The 17,956-nt window shown below is 64.5% G+C and carries 15 protein-coding genes; 6 read left to right on the forward strand and 9 right to left on the reverse strand.

Going from position 1 to position 17,956, the window contains the following annotated elements; all coding sequences use genetic code 11:
* Positions 1 to 43 precede the first annotated feature (43 nt).
* Positions 44 to 1,069: a nucleotidyltransferase family protein gene (locus CK220_RS04015; protein WP_095810317.1), complete on the forward strand. Its 1,026-nt coding sequence runs from the start codon at positions 44 to 46 to the stop codon at positions 1,067 to 1,069.
* Here CK220_RS04015 and CK220_RS04020 read toward each other — a convergent pair.
* From CK220_RS04020 to CK220_RS04030, 3 genes are read right to left on the reverse strand one after another with little or no spacing between them, the layout of a single operon-like run.
* Complete coding sequence (locus CK220_RS04020) at positions 1,057 to 2,070, reverse strand: serine kinase (protein WP_095810318.1); 1,014 nt, start codon at positions 2,068 to 2,070, stop codon at positions 1,057 to 1,059. The genes CK220_RS04015 and CK220_RS04020 overlap by 13 nt on opposite strands.
* Entirely contained in the window at positions 2,067 to 2,501 is a 435-nt protein-coding gene (locus tag CK220_RS04025) for a lasso peptide biosynthesis B2 protein (protein WP_095810319.1), read from the reverse strand. The genes CK220_RS04020 and CK220_RS04025 overlap by 4 nt, the downstream gene beginning before the upstream one ends.
* Entirely contained in the window at positions 2,501 to 2,788 is a 288-nt protein-coding gene (locus tag CK220_RS04030) for a PqqD family protein (protein WP_095810320.1), read from the reverse strand. Before CK220_RS04030 ends, CK220_RS04025 begins: the two co-directional genes overlap by 1 nt.
* Positions 2,789 to 3,365: 577 nt before the next feature.
* Here CK220_RS04030 and CK220_RS04035 point away from each other — a divergent pair.
* The 3 genes from CK220_RS04035 to CK220_RS04045 all read left to right on the forward strand — a co-directional run bounded on the left by CK220_RS04035 (position 3,366) and on the right by CK220_RS04045 (position 7,502).
* Positions 3,366 to 5,273, forward strand: a complete 1,908-nt coding sequence (locus CK220_RS04035) for a propionyl-CoA synthetase (protein ID WP_095810321.1) — start codon at positions 3,366 to 3,368, stop codon at positions 5,271 to 5,273.
* 118 nt (positions 5,274 to 5,391) lie between these two features.
* Positions 5,392 to 6,471: an acyltransferase gene (locus tag CK220_RS04040; RefSeq protein WP_095810322.1), complete on the forward strand. Its 1,080-nt coding sequence runs from the start codon at positions 5,392 to 5,394 to the stop codon at positions 6,469 to 6,471.
* Positions 6,472 to 6,785: 314 nt separating this feature from the next.
* Positions 6,786 to 7,502 carry a metallophosphoesterase family protein gene (locus CK220_RS04045; protein WP_176478982.1) on the forward strand — a complete coding sequence of 239 codons (717 nt, stop codon included), beginning with the start codon at positions 6,786 to 6,788 and terminating at the stop codon, positions 7,500 to 7,502.
* 30 nt (positions 7,503 to 7,532) lie between these two features.
* Here CK220_RS04045 and CK220_RS04050 read toward each other — a convergent pair whose 3' ends face one another.
* The 6 genes from CK220_RS04050 to CK220_RS04075 all read right to left on the reverse strand — a co-directional run bounded on the left by CK220_RS04050 (position 7,533) and on the right by CK220_RS04075 (position 15,126).
* Positions 7,533 to 9,914: a polysaccharide biosynthesis tyrosine autokinase gene (locus tag CK220_RS04050; protein WP_095810324.1), complete on the reverse strand. Its 2,382-nt coding sequence runs from the start codon at positions 9,912 to 9,914 to the stop codon at positions 7,533 to 7,535.
* Between the two features lie 167 nt (positions 9,915 to 10,081).
* Positions 10,082 to 10,978, reverse strand: coding sequence for a UTP--glucose-1-phosphate uridylyltransferase GalU (galU, locus tag CK220_RS04055; protein WP_095810325.1), 897 nt, complete (start codon positions 10,976 to 10,978; stop codon positions 10,082 to 10,084).
* 76 nt (positions 10,979 to 11,054) lie between these two features.
* The gene (locus CK220_RS04060; RefSeq protein WP_095810326.1) at positions 11,055 to 12,005 is read right to left on the reverse strand and encodes a glycosyltransferase family 2 protein; all 951 of its coding nucleotides are present in this window, start codon (positions 12,003 to 12,005) and stop codon (positions 11,055 to 11,057) included.
* Positions 11,995 to 12,939 (reverse strand): glycosyltransferase, encoded by a 945-nt coding sequence (locus tag CK220_RS04065; protein WP_095810327.1) that lies wholly within the window; start codon positions 12,937 to 12,939, stop codon positions 11,995 to 11,997. The genes CK220_RS04060 and CK220_RS04065 overlap by 11 nt, the downstream gene beginning before the upstream one ends.
* On the reverse strand, positions 12,939 to 13,928 hold the full coding sequence (locus tag CK220_RS04070) for a glycosyltransferase family 2 protein (protein WP_095810706.1): 990 nt from the start codon (positions 13,926 to 13,928) through the stop codon (positions 12,939 to 12,941). Before CK220_RS04070 ends, CK220_RS04065 begins: the two co-directional genes overlap by 1 nt.
* A gap of 25 nt (positions 13,929 to 13,953) precedes the next feature.
* Complete coding sequence (locus CK220_RS04075; protein WP_095810328.1) at positions 13,954 to 15,126, reverse strand: glycosyl transferase family 1; 1,173 nt, start codon at positions 15,124 to 15,126, stop codon at positions 13,954 to 13,956.
* A 195-nt stretch (positions 15,127 to 15,321) separates the two neighbouring features.
* Between CK220_RS04075 and CK220_RS04080 the strand changes: the two genes are divergently transcribed.
* Together CK220_RS04080 and CK220_RS04085 are read left to right on the forward strand one after the other, a co-directional pair.
* Positions 15,322 to 16,818, forward strand: a complete 1,497-nt coding sequence (locus CK220_RS04080) for a lipopolysaccharide biosynthesis protein (RefSeq protein WP_095810707.1) — start codon at positions 15,322 to 15,324, stop codon at positions 16,816 to 16,818.
* A gap of 75 nt (positions 16,819 to 16,893) precedes the next feature.
* Entirely contained in the window at positions 16,894 to 17,916 is a 1,023-nt protein-coding gene (locus CK220_RS04085) for a phosphoribosyltransferase (protein WP_095810329.1), read from the forward strand.
* The last annotated feature ends 40 nt before the right edge of the window (positions 17,917 to 17,956 follow it).

Genomic DNA, 17,956 nt, shown 5'->3' on the forward strand with positions numbered 1-17,956 from the left:
TCTGCAACCATGGTCGCCTGTTGTTCGCGATATTGCCCGGTTGATGCTGTCCCCGCTTTCGCCTGCCGAAGAGAAACTGCTGCTCGAATTTGCCGATCCCGAGGCGCCGCCCGAGCGGGGCGCGGCCCTCTCGGCACGCAGCCTCATGGCGCTGCTCGCAAATGCCGAGTTCCACGGCGTGCTGCCGATCATGCTGCGCAAGCTTCGGGAAATCGGCGACGCCAATCTGCCGAACGATGCCGCCCTGCAGCAAAAACTCTCCGGGCTTCGCGATCAGGCGACACTGGCGACGGGGCAGTCGATGCTGCTGCAATATCACGGCGACCGGATCATGAAGGGCTTGGCGGCGAAAGGCGTTGCGGCTCGCATCGTCAAGGGCCCGGTGTTCGCGCGCAAGCTCTATCGCCATGCCACCGACCGGCCGTTCACCGACATCGACATACTTGTCGATCCCGCCAGCATCGGCGAGGCCAACAACGTGATCGCCGAATGCGGCTTCAAGCTTGCCAGCGGCGAGGCCGAATCCCATGAGTTGCAGGAGTTCAAGTGGCTGGAGAAGGAGAACTCCAGCCTGCTGATCGAGCTGCATGGCAATCTGGTGCATGACACCGGCATGCGGCGGCGCCTGTCGCTTGGCTTCCGCGAGTTGCAGGTGATCGACGGCGGCGAGGCCGACACGCCGGCGTCGCTGCTCACCATCGCCATCGTTCACGCCGCCGGAGGCCACAAATTCCACCGGCTGCAGCTCTGTATCGACGTGCTGCAAGGTGTGCGCGCTCTGCCATCGCCGGAAGCGGAAGCGCGCCTTCTCGAAGCCGCGCGTATGACCGGCATCGAGCTCGAGCTGGCGACCGTGCTCAATGTGACCGGGCGGCTGTTCGACGAGCCGCGCGCGATCGCCCTTGCCAACCGCATCAAGCCCGATCTGTCGATACGGCTCGCCAAATGGCTGATCACCGGCAACATGCTGCTCAGGGTCAATTCGCGGGACAAGCTGCGCTCGCGCCTTAGCCGCGACGCCTTCCGCTGGGTCCAGCGGCTTGCCCGGCCAAGGCCCTATCCAGCCTGAAAGCCCGTTTGGAGACCTACTCCTACCGCGGCGCGGATCAACCCCGCTGCATCGGCCGGGCTTGAGCCGACTTCCAGGGTGAAGGTGGGGACTGCCCTGACCAGTGCCGCGATCGACGCCATCCGCCGTTTCTGCATCGGCAGCAGGCCGGTCAGGCCGGTCCTGACATTGTCGGTGGCAAGCGCGACCATCGCATCGGTCCTGGCCAAGGGCGTGAGCCGGGTCAAGCCGTCGGTCGAGCGCGCCAGATGCAGCAGCGCCGTGACCGGCCTGGGACGGACGTCCTCGATGCGAATGATCTCGGCGAGACGGTCCAGCGAGACGGCCTGCTCGCCCTCGGCGTCCCATCTGTCGCCAAGGCAGGGAGAGAGAAATGGCAGCATCGCCGCGGTCTTGCGATGGATCTTCACCTTACGCGGCATGCCCCAGGCCAGGGTGCCATCAGATGTTGGACCGAGGATCATCACATCATCCGAGCAAAGGCCGAAGCCCTGCGATGCCAGCGCCATTGAAGTCGTCGACTTGCCGGTGCCGCTCGGCGCATGGATCAGCACGAGCGCCCCGCTATCGGGGAGCGTCAGACCGGCGGTATGGAGCATGTGCTGCCCGCCGGACTCGAGCGCGGCATCCAGCACCATCATCAGCAGCGTCCATTTGACGTTGCTGTCGGGATGAACGCGGATTTCGGCCGAGCCCTCGTCGGCACGGATCGAGGCCGTCTGGTGGCCGGGAAAGACCAGATGGACGACGTCGCCGGCGTCGATGATGCGGCAATGGCCGTCCAGCGGCACTTCGCCGTCGAAGGCGAGCTTCCCCTCCGGGTTTTCGGGCAGCGCCGACGTTTCGAAGATATCGATGCGAAAGCCGGGTTCGACCGCCTCATTGACGCGCAATGTGCCGAGCATCAGATCGAAGCTCGGCCAAAGCTCGGCGCGCTCCGCCGATATGCCGATGACCTGGCCGTTGAGGTCATAGCAAGCGGTGGCTGCGGCGCCGGTCAAGCGGCGCGCGCCTTCACGCTGCCGCCGGGGTGGCGATAGATTTCAACCATGTCGGGAAGGCTGTCGCTGACCACCGGCTTGCCGTCGAGGCAAACCCAGCAATGAGCCGACAGGCGGGGCTCATGCATCGATTTGGCGTCGACACCGAAATGGAGGTCGGGGTCGAAACCCGCCATCCGCAGGAAGCGGAAACCGAGCAGGCCTTCCCTCAGGCACCTGCGATCACGCATCACCCAGGGGTGCCGAACGGTGCGGTTGACGCGGGTGACGACGTAGCTCCATGGCAGGCCGCGATAGGGTGTGGGCAATTGCAGTGGCGCCAATTTCAGCACGCTTTCGAAATCGCGCCGGGCGACCAGTACCGGTATCAGCCGGGCGCTGAGCCACAGATGGGTGCGGAACAGGGCGCGCAGGAACGGTCCGCCGGCCATCACGCGCCCGGGTCGGCAAGGATGCCTTCGGCCACCAGCTCGGCGGCGAGCGCCGTCATGTCGTCGCCGAGCGTCGCCTTGTCGACTTCGAATTCTTCCGACAGCAGATCGACGATCTGGTCGAGGCTGCGGGCGCCGTCGACCTTGTCGAGGAACGCTTCGGTGGTGCCGTTGCAGGTGTAAAGCTGGCCGCTGCGCGCCAGAAGCACCACGGCGCCGTCGCCGACATGCTGCACGGAGGCATCGTCCACCATCCGCAGAACCGTTTCAAAGGCGATTTCAGCCATACGCCCGCTCCCTATGCCGAACTGCAATTAGCGCGGCATGCCGCCGCTGTCCATTGCCAAGCGGGCAACGCTTCGTGTCAGCCGGTCGGGCCGCTCGGGCCGGCAACGATGCTCGCGAGCTCTCCGCGCTTGACCAGAACCGGTTTTTCGTAAGTTCCTTTGATCAAACTCTCCCCCGCAAAGACTATCGAACTCGCGCGAGAATGATGGTGGGCTGTAACCACTATCAAGCCGCCGTTCGCGCCAGGGTTGCCATCTTTCCCATAAGTAAGCTAAGAGTCTCCGGCTTTTTGGGGAGTGGACAGTATGCGTTACAACTGGGATCGCGCTCCGACGGCATTCGAACGCCATCGGAAGGCATTGGCGGCCGCCATTCTAATAGCCGGCGGTGTCGGGCTGATGCTGGCAGCACTGCCGCTCTAAGCCGAATTCACTTGCTGACATCACAACGCGCTCCGATCCGGGCGCGGCTGGATCCGTTTGCCGGCAACGTCGACCAAAATGCGGGGAGACATGGCCGGCCAAAGCGGCTTAGGCTATTGCCGTACGACGGAATGTTCCTGGGGAGGAAAAGTCGATGGCCTCACGCTACCACGAAGTCTATGAGGGCTGGAAACGCGACCCCATAGCGTTCTGGGCCGAAGCGGCCAAAGCAATCGACTGGTATTCGCCAGCCGAAAAAGTCTTCGATCCGGCGGCGGGCGTCTATGGCCGCTGGTTCAGCGGCGCCACCTGCAACACCTGTTTCAATGCCATCGACCGCCACGTGGCGGGGGGCCGCGCCGATCAGCTGGCGCTGATCCATGATAGCGCGATCACAGGCACGATCCGGAAATTCACTTATGCCGAACTGAAGCGCGAGGTGGTCGCGCTCGCCTCCGTCCTCAAGAACCGTGGCATCGGCAAGGGCGATCGCGTGATCATCTACATGCCGATGGTGGCGGAAGCGGCGATCGCCATGCTCGCCTCGGCCCGCATCGGCGCCGTGCATTCGGTGGTGTTCGGCGGCTTCGCCTCGCATGAGCTCGCGACCCGCATCGACGACGCCAGGCCGAAGCTGATCATCACCGCCTCCTGCGGCCTGGAGCCGGGACGCGTCGTCGCCTACAAGCCGCTGCTCGACAAGGCGATCGAGATGTCGAAGCACAAGCCCGACGCGTGCCTGATCCTGCAGCGCGAGCAATTGCGATGCGAGATGAAGGACAATTACGACATCGACTATGCCGATGCGGTCGCCCGCGAGCGCGCCGCCGGCGCCAATGTCGACTGCGTGCCGGTCTTGGCCACCGACCCGCTCTACATCATCTACACTTCCGGCACGACCGGGCAGCCGAAGGGCATCGTGCGCGACAATGGCGGTCACATGGTCGCGCTGAAATGGACTATGGGCAACGAGTTCGGCGTCAACCCCGGCGAAGTGTTCTGGGCGGCTTCCGATGTCGGCTGGGTGGTCGGCCATTCCTACATCGTCTATGGGCCGCTTTTGCATGGCTGCACCAGCGTGCTCTTCGAAGGCAAGCCAATCGGCACGCCGGATGCCGGCACCTACTGGCGGGTGATCTCTGAGCACGGCGTGGTGGCGCTGTTCACGGCGCCGACCGCCTTTCGCGCCATCAAGGGGCAGGATCCGCGCGGGGAGTTCGTGCCAAAATACGATTTGTCGAAATTCCGCACGCTGTTCCTCGCCGGCGAGCGCGCCGACCCCGAGACCGTCAAATGGGCGGAGCAGAAGCTCAACCGTCCGGTGATCGACCATTGGTGGCAGACCGAGACCGGCTCGCCAATGACCATCAACCCGGCCGGGCTCGGGCTTTTGCCGGTGAAGTACGGCTCGCCGGGCGTGCCGATGCCGGGCTACGATATTCGCATTCTCGACGATGCCGCCCACGAGGTGCCGCGCGGCACGCTTGGCAATGTCGTGGTTAAGCTGCCGCTGCCGGCGGGCTGCCTGCCGACGCTGTGGAATGCCGACACCCGCTTCCGCCAAGCCTATCTCGAGGAGTTCCCCGGTTTCTACAAGACGGCCGATGCCGGCATGATGGACGAGGACGGCTATCTTTACGTCATGGCCCGCACCGACGACATCATCAACGTGGCGGGGCACCGCCTCTCGACCGGCGCGATGGAGGAGGTGCTGGCCGCGCATCCGGACGTCGCCGAATGCGCCGTCATCGGCATCGCCGACGCGATGAAGGGCCAGGTGCCGCTCGGCTTCGTCGTGCTCAACGCCGGCGTGTCGCGCGACACCGGCGCCATCGAAAGCGAGGTGGTGGGCCTGGTGCGCGAGCGGATCGGACCGGTCGCCGCTTTCAAGACGGTGGTGACGATCAAGCGGCTGCCGAAGACGCGCTCCGGCAAGATCCTGCGCGGCACGATGCAGAAGATCGCCGACAAGGAGGAATGGACGATGCCGGCGACCATCGACGATCCCGCGATCCTCGATGAGATCACGGCGGCGCTCAAGGGACGCGGCATCGGGTTCTAGCCGCCTCGCGGGATCGCACGCGAGGCCGCTCGAATCCGACCTGCCCTGCAATCGACTGTTGTGCATTGCAGCAACACCCCCTAAAAGTCTGCGCGGGGGGCCATTCCCAAGGCACGGCATGGCTCAGCACAAGACCACATTCGGCGGCGTCGACATATTGCGTTTCCTCGCCGCCGTCATGGTGATGTTCTATCACTATGGCTTCTGGGTATGGGCGTTTCCCGACGGCGTGTCGGCGCGCTCGACCGGCGGCATCCCTGCCCATCCCGAAATGGCGTTTGTCGGCTCCGGCTGGGTCGGCGTTCAGGTGTTCTTCGTCATCAGCGGCTTCGTCATCGCATTCAGCGCCGAGAATTCGACGCCGCTCAAGTTCTTCGAGGCCCGTGTCAGACGGCTGGCGCCGGCGGTCTGGGTCTGCGCGCCCATCTCGGCGATCGTGCTGCTGATGGTCGGTCTTTCCTGGCCAACAGATGCCGTGGTGAGGCTTGCCCGCACGGCGCTGTTCGTGCCGTTCGAGCCATGGGTCGACAGTGTCTACTGGACGCTCGGCATCGAGATCGCCTTCTACGCTGTCGTCTGGACCCTGCTGCGGTTCGGCCGATTCGACCTGATGGAAGCTGTCGCCGTCGTCATCGGCCTGGTCAGCACGCTGTTCTGGTGCCTCTATTTCGCTTTCGGCTGGACCGATTTCGCGGAGGCGCGCTGGCTGCAGCTCACCCTGGTGCATCACGGCGCGTTCTTCGCCGTCGGCGTGCTCATCTGGCTGATGCGCTTCAAGGCGGTGACAGTGGCACGGCTCTGCTTCTCGGCGCTGTTTCTCGCCGGCGGGGCGCTGCAGATCGTAAGCTCGGTCGACGTGCACAGCATCAAGGTGGAAGCCGCGATGCCCTATGCGCCGCCGATCATCATCTTCCTGGCCACGGTGGTGCTGATGGCTTGGTCGCTGCGTCTCAACCTTTCCTGGCGCGGCTGGCGCCGGATCGGGCTGATGACCTATCCGCTCTACCTCATCCACGATGTCGTCGGGGCGGCGTTGCTCGGCGTCCTGATCCGCGCCGGCGTGCCATACCTCGTTTCGATCCCGATCGTCGGCACAGCCATGATCGCGGCAAGCTGGGTGGTGGCGGCCGAGGCCGAGCCGCGCGTCCGCCTGCTGCTCGACCGCACGCTTTTCCGCTACCGGCTCAAAGCGGCCTAAAGCGCGCGGCGCTGAAACGGATTCAGGCGACGCGTTTTCGGGTATTGATGCCTGTCGCCCAAAACCGCAGCGCACTTTTGGGCGACATGCATCTTTAGGTCTTGTTTTGGATGCATGCCGTCTTCCCAAAACCGCAGCGAACTTTGGGGCGACATGCGTCGAGCAGCACGCCGGTGTGGAATTGTTTGCATTCGGCATGATATCGAGGCTTGGTCCACGCTCCGTGGCATGATCCCAGTGCGAGTACCGAGCCTCAATCCGTGAGCCTGTTCCAACGATCGAGACGACCCCGGCCCTTGCCGCGCGAACGGCTGATGATGGATATGCGCGACACGGTGGTCTACGCGATCGGCGACGTGCATGGCTGCTACGACGAGTTGCGCACGCTGGAGCAGAAGATCGAGCTCGACGCCCTGCAGTTCCGCGGCCGCAAGATCATCATCATGCTCGGCGACTATGTCGACCGCGGGCCTAATTCGCGGCGCGTCGTCGAGCATCTGATGGCGCCGCCGCCAGAAGGTTTCATGCGCGTGTGCCTTGCCGGGAATCACGAAGTGGCGATGCTCGCCTATCTCGACGGCCATCTGTCGCGGGAGCCGTGGCTCCGCGTGGGCGGACAGGAAACGCTGTTCTCCTACGGTATCGATCCCGACCGGCTAGCCGATCTGTACGGATCGAACGAAGAGGTAGACGAGCGTATCCGTGAGGCCATTCCGGCCACCCACGTCGCGTTCATGCGCACGCTGCCGGTGATGGTCTGCTCGGAAAGATTCGTCTTCGTGCATGCCGGCATCCGGCCCGGCATCGCGCTCGAAGCGCAGGACGAGGCCGACCTGCTCAACATACGATCCGAGTTCCTGGCTGCGGCGCACCGCCTCGACCGCTGGGTCGTCCACGGACATACGATCGTGGACGTTCCGACGCTCGACGGGCGGCGGCTCGGCATCGACACGGGCGCCTTTCAGAGCGGCCGGCTGACCGCCCTCAGGATCGTCGGCAAATATGGGCGGCTGCTGTCGACCGCAGAATAACCGCCGCGGCTTTTCCTGGAATGAACCGCTTTAGGCGGCCTGCTTGGAGCGCGATTCCGACTTCTCCAGGTAGTAACTCGAATAGCGATCGAAGAACTTTTCCGAACCGCCAAGAGAGCCGTATTTCGCCAGCTTCTTCAGCTCGACCTTGTTGAGCACCGCGCCGGTAATCTTTTCGGCGATGTAGGGTTCCGACTCCAGCATCGAGCGCACCATGGCGCGTGGCGTGCGTCCCCACTCGGTAACGAGCACGAAGCCGTCGACCAACGGCGCGAAGGCCTTGGCGTCGACCACCGGGCCGAGCGGCGGCAGGTCGACGATGATATATTCGAACGTCTCCTTGGCGTTCTCGATGAAGCGCCGCATGCCGGCGGAGCCGAGAAGCTCGCTGGTGTGCGAGAACTGGCCGCGCACCACGGCCGGGATGATCGCCAGCTTGGTCTGGCGGTCGACCTTGCCGACCGACTGCCAGGTCTGTCCGTTGACCACCGCTTCCATCAGCCCGTGCTCCGACTCCATGCCGAGGCTGCGGCTGAGGCCCGGATTGCGCAGGTCGCCATCGATCAGCAAAGTCTTGGCGCCGTTGGCGGCGAGCAGACCGGCAAGGTTCGCCGCAACCGTCGACTTGCCTTCGCCAGGCAGGACGGAGATGACGCCGATCACCCGACTGCCCTTGTCTTCCATCACCACGTCGAAAGCAATCTTGGCATTGCGGAGCGTCTCGGCGAACATCGAGGCCGGCGCATCGAGGCTCACCCGCATGCGCGCCCGTTTCTCGGCGGCCGACAGGCTGGTGACCTTGCCGTCGGCCGGCAAGTCGTCCGGCTTCGACTCCTTGGCCTTGCCGCCGCCGATCGTCGGCAGATAGCCGAGGAACTTCAGGCCGACACGGTCGCGAATGTCCTCGCCTGTCCGGAAGAAGCGCTCGTTGAATTCGTTCAGGCCTCCGCAGCCGGCGCCGAGCATGAGGCCAAGCACCAGCGAGAGCGCCAGCACGCGCAAGGTGCGCGGAGCCGAGGCGGTGAGAGGCATCGACGCGTCGGAGATGATGCGGACCTTGCCGACCGGGAATGACTGCTGCTGCGACGCTTCCTCGTAGCGGCTAAGGAAGGTCTGATAGAGCGTGGTCAGCGCCTGCGCCTGCTGATCGAGCTCCTTCAGCCTGACCTGCGACTGGTTGTCGATCGAGCTCTTGCCTGCCTGGGTGGCGATTTTCTCCCTGAGCGCGGTCTCGCGCGCCTGCGCCACCTGATAGTCGTTTCGATAGCTTTCGGTGATCTGTTTCAACTGTCCGAAGATCTGCGCCGACACGTCGGCCTTCTCCTTGGCCAGCGCAACCGCCTGCGGGTGATCCTTGCCGAAGTTGTTCTCGACGTCCTGCAACCGCTTGGCGATCGCGAGATAGCGGGTTTTCAGCGCGATGATGACCGAGCTGCTCGGCTGATCGGCCGCTATCGCGGAATCGTTGAAGGCGCTTTCGGAGCCGCTGTCGACAATCGCTTTGTACTGCTGGTAGCGGGCGCTGGCGCGGGCTGTATCGGCCTGCGCGACGATAAGCTGGGCGTTCAGATCGGCGAGTTGCTTGTCGCTGAGCAACTGGCCGTCGCTGTTTGCGGAAAGCCCGTGCTCGGCCCTGAACTTCTCGACCGCCAGCGCAGCTGCCTGTGAGCTTTCGCGCAGTTCGGTGAGCCGGCCCTGCAGCCAAACGGCCGCGCGCTCGGTGGCGTCGAAGCTGGCGTTGAGCTGGTCGGCAAGGTAGGCGTCCGCATACGCTTTGGTGATGGCCGTGGCCAAAGCCGGATTGGTCGACTGATAACCGATGCTGATGACATTGCTGCGGCCGTTGCGATCCGCCATCAATCCAGTTTGCAGCACGAGAACCGCGTAGTCATGGGTCGCCGCCTTCATCATGGCTTCGCGCGTTGCGGCATCGACATTCTCGATCCCGGGGATTTGGCTGCCCCCGCCGCTGCGGAAATAGCCGACGATGCCGCGCAAGAATCCGATTCCCTGGGCCAAAGCCGATTGCGGCGGGTTCATGAACTCCTGGTTCTGGTCCAGCTTCAGCTTGTCGACCACCTCCGATGCCAGCCGCGCCGAGTTGAGTATCTCGATCTGGCTGAGGATCGTCGCGTCCGTCTGCTGCGTGGCACTGACAGCCGAAATGTCGTCCACGACCTTGTTCAGGCCGTCGTCGATCAGCACGCTCGCAAGGGATGTGTATTGCTTGGGCGTCGTCTGGAGATAAATCACGCCCAGGAAGAGGCCGATGACGGCGCAGACCGCCACCACCTTGGCCTGCCGGGCGGCCATGCCAAGCAGACGCTCGATGTCGATGAAGTCTTCACCCTTTTCCGGTTCGGTGCTGGGCAATGGCATCCTCTTGTCGAGAGGAAAGTTGGCATAATTCATCTTCGGTCCAATTCCAGGTTGCAGGCGCTACCGGCCTTCGAGGAGTGGCGTCGTTACCAGAAAAGGCCACGCAACATTCGTGCCGCGGAGCGCCTGGCCAAGAGGGCCAAGCGCTTGCGCGGCTGTCGCGCCATCGCGCTTTCGCATATGCACCCAAAATTTGGGCATTATGCGGCTACTTCCCGGCGCTCGTGCGACCGGACGAATTGCTGCAGCATTTCGAAGACAGGTCCTTTCATGTCGTCGCGCGCCAGAGCAAAGGCGATGGTGGCCTCAATGAAGCCCTCCTTGGAGCCGCAGTCGAACATGCGGCCGTTGAAGGGCTGGGCGTAGAAAGGCTGGCTCTCGGCCAGGCGAACCATGGCGTCGGTGAGTTGGATCTCGTTGCCGGCGCCGCGCTGCTGGGTGCCGAGCAGGGCGAAGATCTCCGGCTGCAGGATATAGCGGCCGTTGATGTAGAAGTTCGACGGCGCGTTGGCGGGGGCCGGCTTCTCGACCATGGCGGTCACTTCGAAGCCCGACGCCACCTCGGCGCCGCGGCCGACGATGCCGTATTTGCTGGTTTCCGAAGGATCGCAGCGCTCGACGGCGATGACGTTGCCGCCAGTCCGCTGATAGAGGTCGACAGTTTCCGCCAGGCAGCCCGGCGCGCCGAAGGACACCATGTCGGGGAGCAGCAGCGCGAAGGGCTCGTTACCGATCACGTCCCGTGCGCACCACACGGCATGGCCGAGACCGTGCGGCGACTGCTGGCGAATGAAGGAGGTGGCGCCGGCCACGGGCAGCAGGCTTTCCAGCGACTGGAGCTGCGCCTGCTTGCCGGTCTGCTCGAGTGTCCCGATCAGTTCAGGGTGCAAGTCGAAATAGTCTTCGATGACCGCCTTGTTGCGGCCGGTGACGAAGACGATGTGCTCGATGCCGGCCTCGAACGCCTCGTCTACGGCATACTGCACGACAGGCTTGTCGACGACGGGCAGCATTTCCTTCGGCATCGACTTGGTCGCCGGCAGGAACCGCGTTCCGAGCCCCGCCACCGGTATGACTGCCTTCCTGACTTTCTGCATCGCTTATTCCTTCTGAGGATATCGCTTTTTTTACCTATCGCTGGCTATGAAACCGCATTCCATGCGCCTGCATGCTTTACCTCCCCGTGCCCACGGCAAGCTGTGCCGCAACCCTTTTCAGCCGAACCGCGATCGGCATCGACATATGCCGGACCGCGGCCGGATCGCTGAGCGCCGTGCGTATTGCCTTGAGCGGCGCACGCGCCTTGATGTGCTGTACCAATGACAGGAACGACGCCGCCTTGCGCAGGCTGCGGCCGCGTCTGGCGAAGGCCGCCCTGGCGCCGTCGTCCATGAAATGCTCGGCCGCGAAAGCGGCATCGGCTTCGGCCATCGCCTCGACATGATGCAATTCGAGCACGCGCGAGATCGAGCCGGTGCGGATATGGTAGACATAGCCGACGGTCGGCTCGACCACGCAGCGCCCGCCTTTGGCCAGCGCGCTCGCCAGAAGAATGTAGTCTTCGCCGATGCGCAGCTTCTCGTCGTAGCGGAGCTGATTTTCGTCCAGGAAACGGCGCTGGAAGATCGGCTTCAGATAGCCGAGGTTGAAGCGCGACTCGAAGACGATGTTGCCGGCGATATAGTCGGTCAGCGAGATTTCGCCGAGCTCTTCGAGATAGCTGGTCGGGAACATGATGTCTTCGGGCGTGCCGTCCTCGCGCACGACCTGGACATTGTCGACCGCGATCTCGGCACCCGCCGTCTCCGCCCGCGCGATCATGGCCGCCAGCCTGCCGGGCAGGACGGCATCGTCGGAATCGAGCACGGCGACCCAGCGGCCGCGGGCCAGATCGAGCCCGGCATTCCTGGCGCCGCCGGGGCCGCGGTTGGCGGGAAGCGCGACCACCCTGACGATGTACTCGGGATAGGCACGTGCGACATCGAGCGTGCGGTCGCTCGAGCGGTCGTCGACGACGATGACTTCGATCGTGACATCGCGCTGCGCCATCGCGCCGGCGATCGCCCGGTCGAGAGTTGCCTCGGCGTTGTAAGCGGCGATGACGAAGCTGACGTCAGGCTGCACGCTTGTCCCCTTCCTGCGGAGTGATGCCGTACTGGCGGATTTCGCGGACTCCGACCAAACCGCTGACGACGCCGAGATGCATAATGCCGCGCAGCATGCTGCGGTTCCGTCGCACCGGGCTGACTGCGGCCAAAAGCGCCATACCGAAGCAGTAGCCCGCCTTCGCCGAGGCAAGACCGATCTGGCAGACGCGGCGCAGGCCGCCGGTGTTGCGCCCGATGAGATGGCCATGCGTCTGCCCGAAGCGGAAGCGGCGGCGGCGCAGCCAGTCGAAAGCGGCCCTCGAGCTCGGCACCACCTCGTCGACAAAGGCCTGCGGGGCAAAGGCGATGCGCCCGCCGGACTTGACCACCGAATCGAAGAATTCGGTGTCCTCGCCGCCGGTCTGGCCACGCGCCAGGCTGAAGCGCCGGTTGCGCAGACTCTCCTCGGTCATCCTGAGCAGGACGTTGCAGGTGTAGCCGGTGCGGATCTCGCCGCGCACCCAGACAGGCAAGGTCGAGTGGAAATCGCCCTTGCGCATCCAGTCCGGCGCGTCCTGGCGGTATGTCGCGCGGACCGGCCCGAGCACGGCCGTCGCGCCGGTCGCCTCCGCGGTCGCCACGAGTTCGACGAGCCAGCGCGGCGAAGCCGTCTCGTCGTCGTCGATGAAGGCGACGAAGTCCGAAACGCTGGCGTCGAGGCAGGCGTTGCGGGCGATTGAGATGTTGCGCGCCGGCGCGTGGCGGTAGCGGATCGGCAACTTCAATTCCTGCGCCATCGCCTTCACCAGCGCCTGCGCGCTCGGCTTGTCGTCATTGTCGGCAACGACGATGCCGATCTCGAAACCGGCGGGGTTCTCCAGCCCGGCGATGGAGCGCAGCGTGTCGGCAAGCTCCGGCCTGCGGAACGTGCAGATGCAGATGTCGATGCTGCCGTTCTGCTTCGCAGCCATCACGCGGCCTCGCGCGACGGCTGCGGGCCGAAAAGTTGCAGCCAGAAGCCCATGGACCAGCCCAGATGCATGACCATCACCGACACGCCGGCCAACGCGATGGCGGGGTTGCGCTGGCTGATCGCGGTCCGGGTGCCGTAACCGAGACAGACACCCGCCCACACCAGAAACGGCACGGCCGCCAGCACAAAGATCGGCGACAAGAGCGCCATCAGGACCACCGGAAACACCAGCAGCGGGATCATCTGCCGCAGCTTCGGCATCATGCGATGCTTGAGCACGTTCCTGGCGCGGCCGCGGCCATAGCCGAGATATTGGAAAAACAGGCTCTTCAAGGTGGAGCGCGGATAATAAACCATCTGCGTCTTGCCGCTCATCCAGATGCGGTAGCCGGCCAGACGGAGGCGATGATCGAGCTCGGCGTCCTCGTTATGGCTGAAGCTCTCGTCATAGCCGCCGACCGCGCGGAAGGCGGCGATGCGCATCAGCGCATGGTGGCCGTGATCGACCCACTCGCCGGCCGACATGTGGCGATGCTTGGAGCCGCCGGTGCCGAGCCTGGAATTCTGCGCCGCCGCCACGGCCTTCTGCACCGCGCCCGTGCCGCTGGTCAGCATCGAGACGACAACCGAATCGGCACCCGTGGCCTGCGCTTCCTCGACCAGCCTGTCGCAATAATCGCCGGGATATCCGCCGTGCGCATCGATGCGGATGAGATAGTCGGCGTCGTCGCCGAAGGTCGCCACCGCCAGGTTGATGGCCGCACTCTGGATGCGCTTCGGATTGGCGATCAGGGTGACGCGCGGATCCTCGGCAGCGAGTTTTTCGACAATGCCTTGTGTGCCATCGGTGCTGCCGCCGTCGGCCACTACGATGCGCGCGCCGAGCCGCGCCGCGGCCGGCCGCAACCGCTGGAGCAGCCCGCCGATATGAGCGGCCTCGTTGAGGCATGGGATGACGATCAGGCTCGATGCCGTGGTCCGCGTCATCGGCTTTTGTCCATTCTTAGCCATCCTATGCCAGCGCCTCGGTCGCAAAGCTCCCACGCCCGGCGGTCAGGCCGCGCAGCTTATCAACGAAAGCCAGGCAATCGCTGCGGTCGTAGCTCCAGGTCCGCGGATTGCGAGCCAGCACCCGCGACTTCAGCTTGCCGAGCTGATCCTGACCCATCCGGCCGAGCGCGATGTCGAGCCCTTCGGATGTGGCCTCGGACAGAAGCACACCGATGTCCTGCTGCTTGAGGAACCGGCCGGTTTCGGTGCTCGCCATCGCGATCGGCACGGCACCGAAACGGCAGCCTTCGTAGAGGCGGTTGGGAAGCAGCCATTCGGAATTCTGGCCCTGCTCGAAGAAATCGATCGCCCAGGAGAAATGCACCTCGCGGTAGATCGCCGCCATGTCCTCCGGATTGCGGTAGGGACCGCGGAAGGAAAGCCAGGGCTCGGCTTCGACAAAGGCATGAAAATCCGGGAATTCGGACAGCGCGGGACGGCCCCTGAGCACCACTTCGAAGCGTCCATCTTGCCGGCGGGTGAACTCGGCCAGAAGCTCCAGCGAGCGCCGGCAGCGCAGCGCGCCGAACCAGCCGATGCGCCAAGGTGGCGCCGCCGGGCTGTCGTCCTCGCGGCGATGATCCGCCGGCACCGGCATAGTGTCGAAATATTTGTTCTCGATCAGCTCGACCGGTGCGGCGATTTGCCCGAACGGCTCGAAATAATTGGCGACGAAAGCGGGAGAGCTGGTCACCAGAAGCTTCACGTCGCGGGCCAGACGGCGTTCGGCGCCGCGCAGCGTCTTGCCGATCAGGTCGTTGCGCAACACCAGCCGATGGATGTCCAGGCACTCATAGACGATCGGCACGCTGGCGCCGAAAGCGCGCCTGGCGCGGCTGGCCAGCGCCAGCATCTCGAGGTTGCGCGCGATGATCAGGTCGGGCCGTGCCACGCCAGCGAATTTGGCGCCGATCGACATGCCGGCCTTGGCCACTGCGCCGATGCGCTGCGCGAATCGGCCATCGCGCGTCGGCCCGAGGTCGACCGGCTCGAGGCCCTCGATCTCGGCGATCGGACTGGAGGTGCGGCGGAAGCCCGCCAGGGTTATCCCGGCGCCGCCTGCCCTGAGCATTTTTACCCTCCGGCGCACTGCCGGGTCGGATATGTCATGCACAAGGTACAAGACATGGAGCATGAAACTCGACCGCTTTTGGGCCCGCCACCCAAGAGGGAATGCTAGTACAGCTTTTGCTGCATCGCAACATTTTTGGTGCAGCGTAGCAATCGCCGCACATTTTTTGTTGCGCTGCAAAAACCTCTTGCGGTAGTTTGCGAATGGCGGCGGGCGCCGGTCGCGAAGATGACTGGCGCAAAATCAGGAATCCAGAATTTGGAAACCAGTGCATTCGATCCGCCCGAGGGCTCACTGCGCAGATCGGTCGGGCGCGGCGCCGTCGTCACCGCGATGGCGCAGGGCGTGCGGGTCGCCACCCAAATCGTATCGGTCATCGTGCTGTCGCGGCTTTTGTCGCCGCAGGATTTCGGCGTCGTTGCGATGTGCGCGCCGGTGCTCGCCTTCATCGCGCTGTTCCAGGACTTCGGCCTGACCCAGGCGACGATCCAGAAAACCGGCATCCGACACGAGGAGGTAAACTACCTCTTCTGGATCAACACGGCGGTGAGCGCGATCCTGGCCTGCGTGCTTGCCGCGGCGGCTCCCCTGGTCGCCGCCTTCTACGGCGAGCCGCGCGTCACGGGACTGGTTGCCGCCTTCGGCCTGCAAATCATGGCCTATGGTCTCGGCGCCCAGCATCTGGCGCTGCTGACGCGCCGCATGGAATTCAGCCGACTCGCCATCATCGACGTCGCCAGCGCCGTTTCGGGCCTTGTGGTCTCGATCGCCTGGACCTTCATCGACCGCTCCTATTGGGCGCTTTTTGCCGGCACGCTGACCGGCGCGGTGTTGCCGACGCTTTGCTACTGGGCCTCATCGCGCTGGCGTCCGGGCCTGCCGCGCAGGGTCGAGGGCATCGGCCAGCTGATCAATTTCGGCGCGGGTATCACCGGCTTCAACTTCGCCAATTTCTTCGCCCGCAACCTCGACAATGTGCTGATCGGCAAATATTGGGGCGAGGCGCAACTCGGCCTTTACGACCGCGCCTACAAGCTGCTGCTCTTCCCGCTCAGCCAGATCACCAACCCGCTGTCGAAGGTGATGGTGCCGGCACTTTCGCGGCTGAAGGACGAGCCGGACCGCTATCGCAGCGCCTATCTGCGCGTCATGCCGCTGATCCTTCTGCTGGCGTTGCCGGGCGTGGCCTTCGCCACCGCCATGTCGGATACGCTCATTCCCTTCGTGCTCGGCCCGCAATGGCGCGAGAGCGCCAGCATTTTCCTCGCGCTGGGCTTCGCCGGCCTGCTGCAGCCGCTCAACAATCCGGCCGGATGGCTGTTCGTCAGCCAGGGCCGTTCGGGCGATTTCATGCGCTGGGGCATCATCACCGCCGTCACCTCGGTGCTGGCCTTCGCCATCGGCCTGCCCTATGGCGCGCTCGGCGTCGCCATCGCCTATGCGGTCAGCGAATATTTGCGGACGCCCTTCCTCTGGCTCTATGTCGGCAAGGCCGGGCCGCTGCGGGCGCGCCATGTGCTGCACGCGGCCGCCCCCTTCGTGCTCGGCGCGCATCTGGCGCTGGGCCTGGTCTGGGTCGCCAAGCCGATGCTGCCGGCGCAGCCCATCATCGCTCTCGCAGGCGGCGCGGTGCTGTCCTATGTCGTCACCATCATCGTCGCGCTCGCCTTCAGCGCCGGCCGCGAGGCGCTTCGGGAGGCCCTGCGGCTGATCCCGGCGCGCGGGTTTTCCCCCGCGCCCAGCGAGGCGAAATGACCGGCGCAACTGCCAGGCATTCCGGCCGCGGCCGGAATGCCCAAAACTGCTGATTTTTGAGGGTTAGGCAACAGCATGAATTACCGATCGATCTCAGACATGAACGACGCGATCGCGCGGAACCTGCACCGGCTGCCGCGCGACATCGACCTGGTGGTCGGCGTGCCGCGAAGCGGCATCCTCGCCGCGACGCTGGTCAGCCTCACGGCGAATATCCCGATGACCGATCTCGACAGCTTTCTCGCCGGCAAGATCTACACCTCGGGGATCACCAAGCGGCGCGCAGCGCTCGATCGGCAGCATTCCGAAATGCGCAAGATCCTGGTGATCGACGACAGCGTCAGCGGCGGCAACGCCATGCGCGACGCGCGCAGCAAAATCGCCGCTGCCGGCATCCCGGGCGATTTCGTGTACGCGGCCGTGTTCGGCCTGCTTTCGCAGCACAAGGAAACCGACATCGTTTTCGAGGTCGTGCCGCACCCCAGGATGTTCCAGTGGAACTTCATGCACCACGTGTTCCTCGAGCAATGTTGCGTCGACATAGACGGCGTGCTTTGCCTCGATCCGACCGCGGACGAGAATGACGACGGCCCTGCCTACGAGAAATTCCTCACCGAGGCGCGGCCGCTGCTCGGGCCGACGCGCAAGATCGGCTGGCTGGTTACCAGCCGGCTGGAAAAGTACCGCAAGCTGACTGAAGCCTGGCTCGCCAGGCATGAGATCAAATACGACCATCTCGTCATGCTCGACTTGCCGAGCAAGGCCGAGCGGCAGCGGCTTGGCGCGCATGGCAGCTTCAAGGCCGAGTTCTATCGCAAGTCGGATGCCATACTGTTCATCGAGAGCGAGCACGAGCAGGCGCTCAAGATCGCCAAGCTATCGGGCAAGCCGGTGCTGTGCGTCGAAACCAACATCGTGAGCTTTCCCGACGCGCTTTCCCTGCCGGCGCTGGAGCAGGCGGCCCGCAACCTGCCGACACGGCTCAGACAGATCAATTCGCCCGAAGGGCGCAAGAAGGTCATCAAGACCGCCGCGCGCGCCCTGCTTGGCGAACGCGCCTATGAAATGCTGAAGAGCCGGGTCAAAAGACCGGCGTAAGTAAAATCTTACGCGAACTGAAAGCGCGTCGTTCTGAACC

Source organism: Mesorhizobium sp. WSM3860 (genome assembly GCF_002294995.1).
Classification (GTDB): Bacteria; Pseudomonadota; Alphaproteobacteria; order Rhizobiales; family Rhizobiaceae; genus Mesorhizobium.

Bases quoted from the DNA above. Each gene is read 5' to 3' on its own strand.
- CK220_RS04015 (WP_095810317.1), top strand. From the start codon at position 44: ATGCTGTCCCCGCTTTCGCCTGCCGAAGAGAAACTGCTGCTCGAATTT.
- CK220_RS04025 (WP_095810319.1), bottom strand. From the start codon at position 2,501: ATGGCCGGCGGACCGTTCCTGCGCGCCCTGTTCCGCACCCATCTGTGG.
- CK220_RS04030 (WP_095810320.1), bottom strand. From the start codon at position 2,788: ATGGCTGAAATCGCCTTTGAAACGGTTCTGCGGATGGTGGACGATGCC.
- CK220_RS04035 (WP_095810321.1), top strand. From the start codon at position 3,366: ATGGCCTCACGCTACCACGAAGTCTATGAGGGCTGGAAACGCGACCCC.
- CK220_RS04040 (WP_095810322.1), top strand. From the start codon at position 5,392: ATGGCTCAGCACAAGACCACATTCGGCGGCGTCGACATATTGCGTTTC.
- CK220_RS04045 (WP_176478982.1), top strand. From the start codon at position 6,786: ATGATGGATATGCGCGACACGGTGGTCTACGCGATCGGCGACGTGCAT.
- CK220_RS04050 (WP_095810324.1), bottom strand. From the start codon at position 9,914: ATGAATTATGCCAACTTTCCTCTCGACAAGAGGATGCCATTGCCCAGC.
- galU (WP_095810325.1), bottom strand. From the start codon at position 10,978: ATGCAGAAAGTCAGGAAGGCAGTCATACCGGTGGCGGGGCTCGGAACG.
- CK220_RS04065 (WP_095810327.1), bottom strand. From the start codon at position 12,939: ATGGCTGCGAAGCAGAACGGCAGCATCGACATCTGCATCTGCACGTTC.
- CK220_RS04070 (WP_095810706.1), bottom strand. From the start codon at position 13,928: ATGACGCGGACCACGGCATCGAGCCTGATCGTCATCCCATGCCTCAAC.
- CK220_RS04075 (WP_095810328.1), bottom strand. From the start codon at position 15,126: ATGCTCCATGTCTTGTACCTTGTGCATGACATATCCGACCCGGCAGTG.
- CK220_RS04085 (WP_095810329.1), top strand. From the start codon at position 16,894: ATGAATTACCGATCGATCTCAGACATGAACGACGCGATCGCGCGGAAC.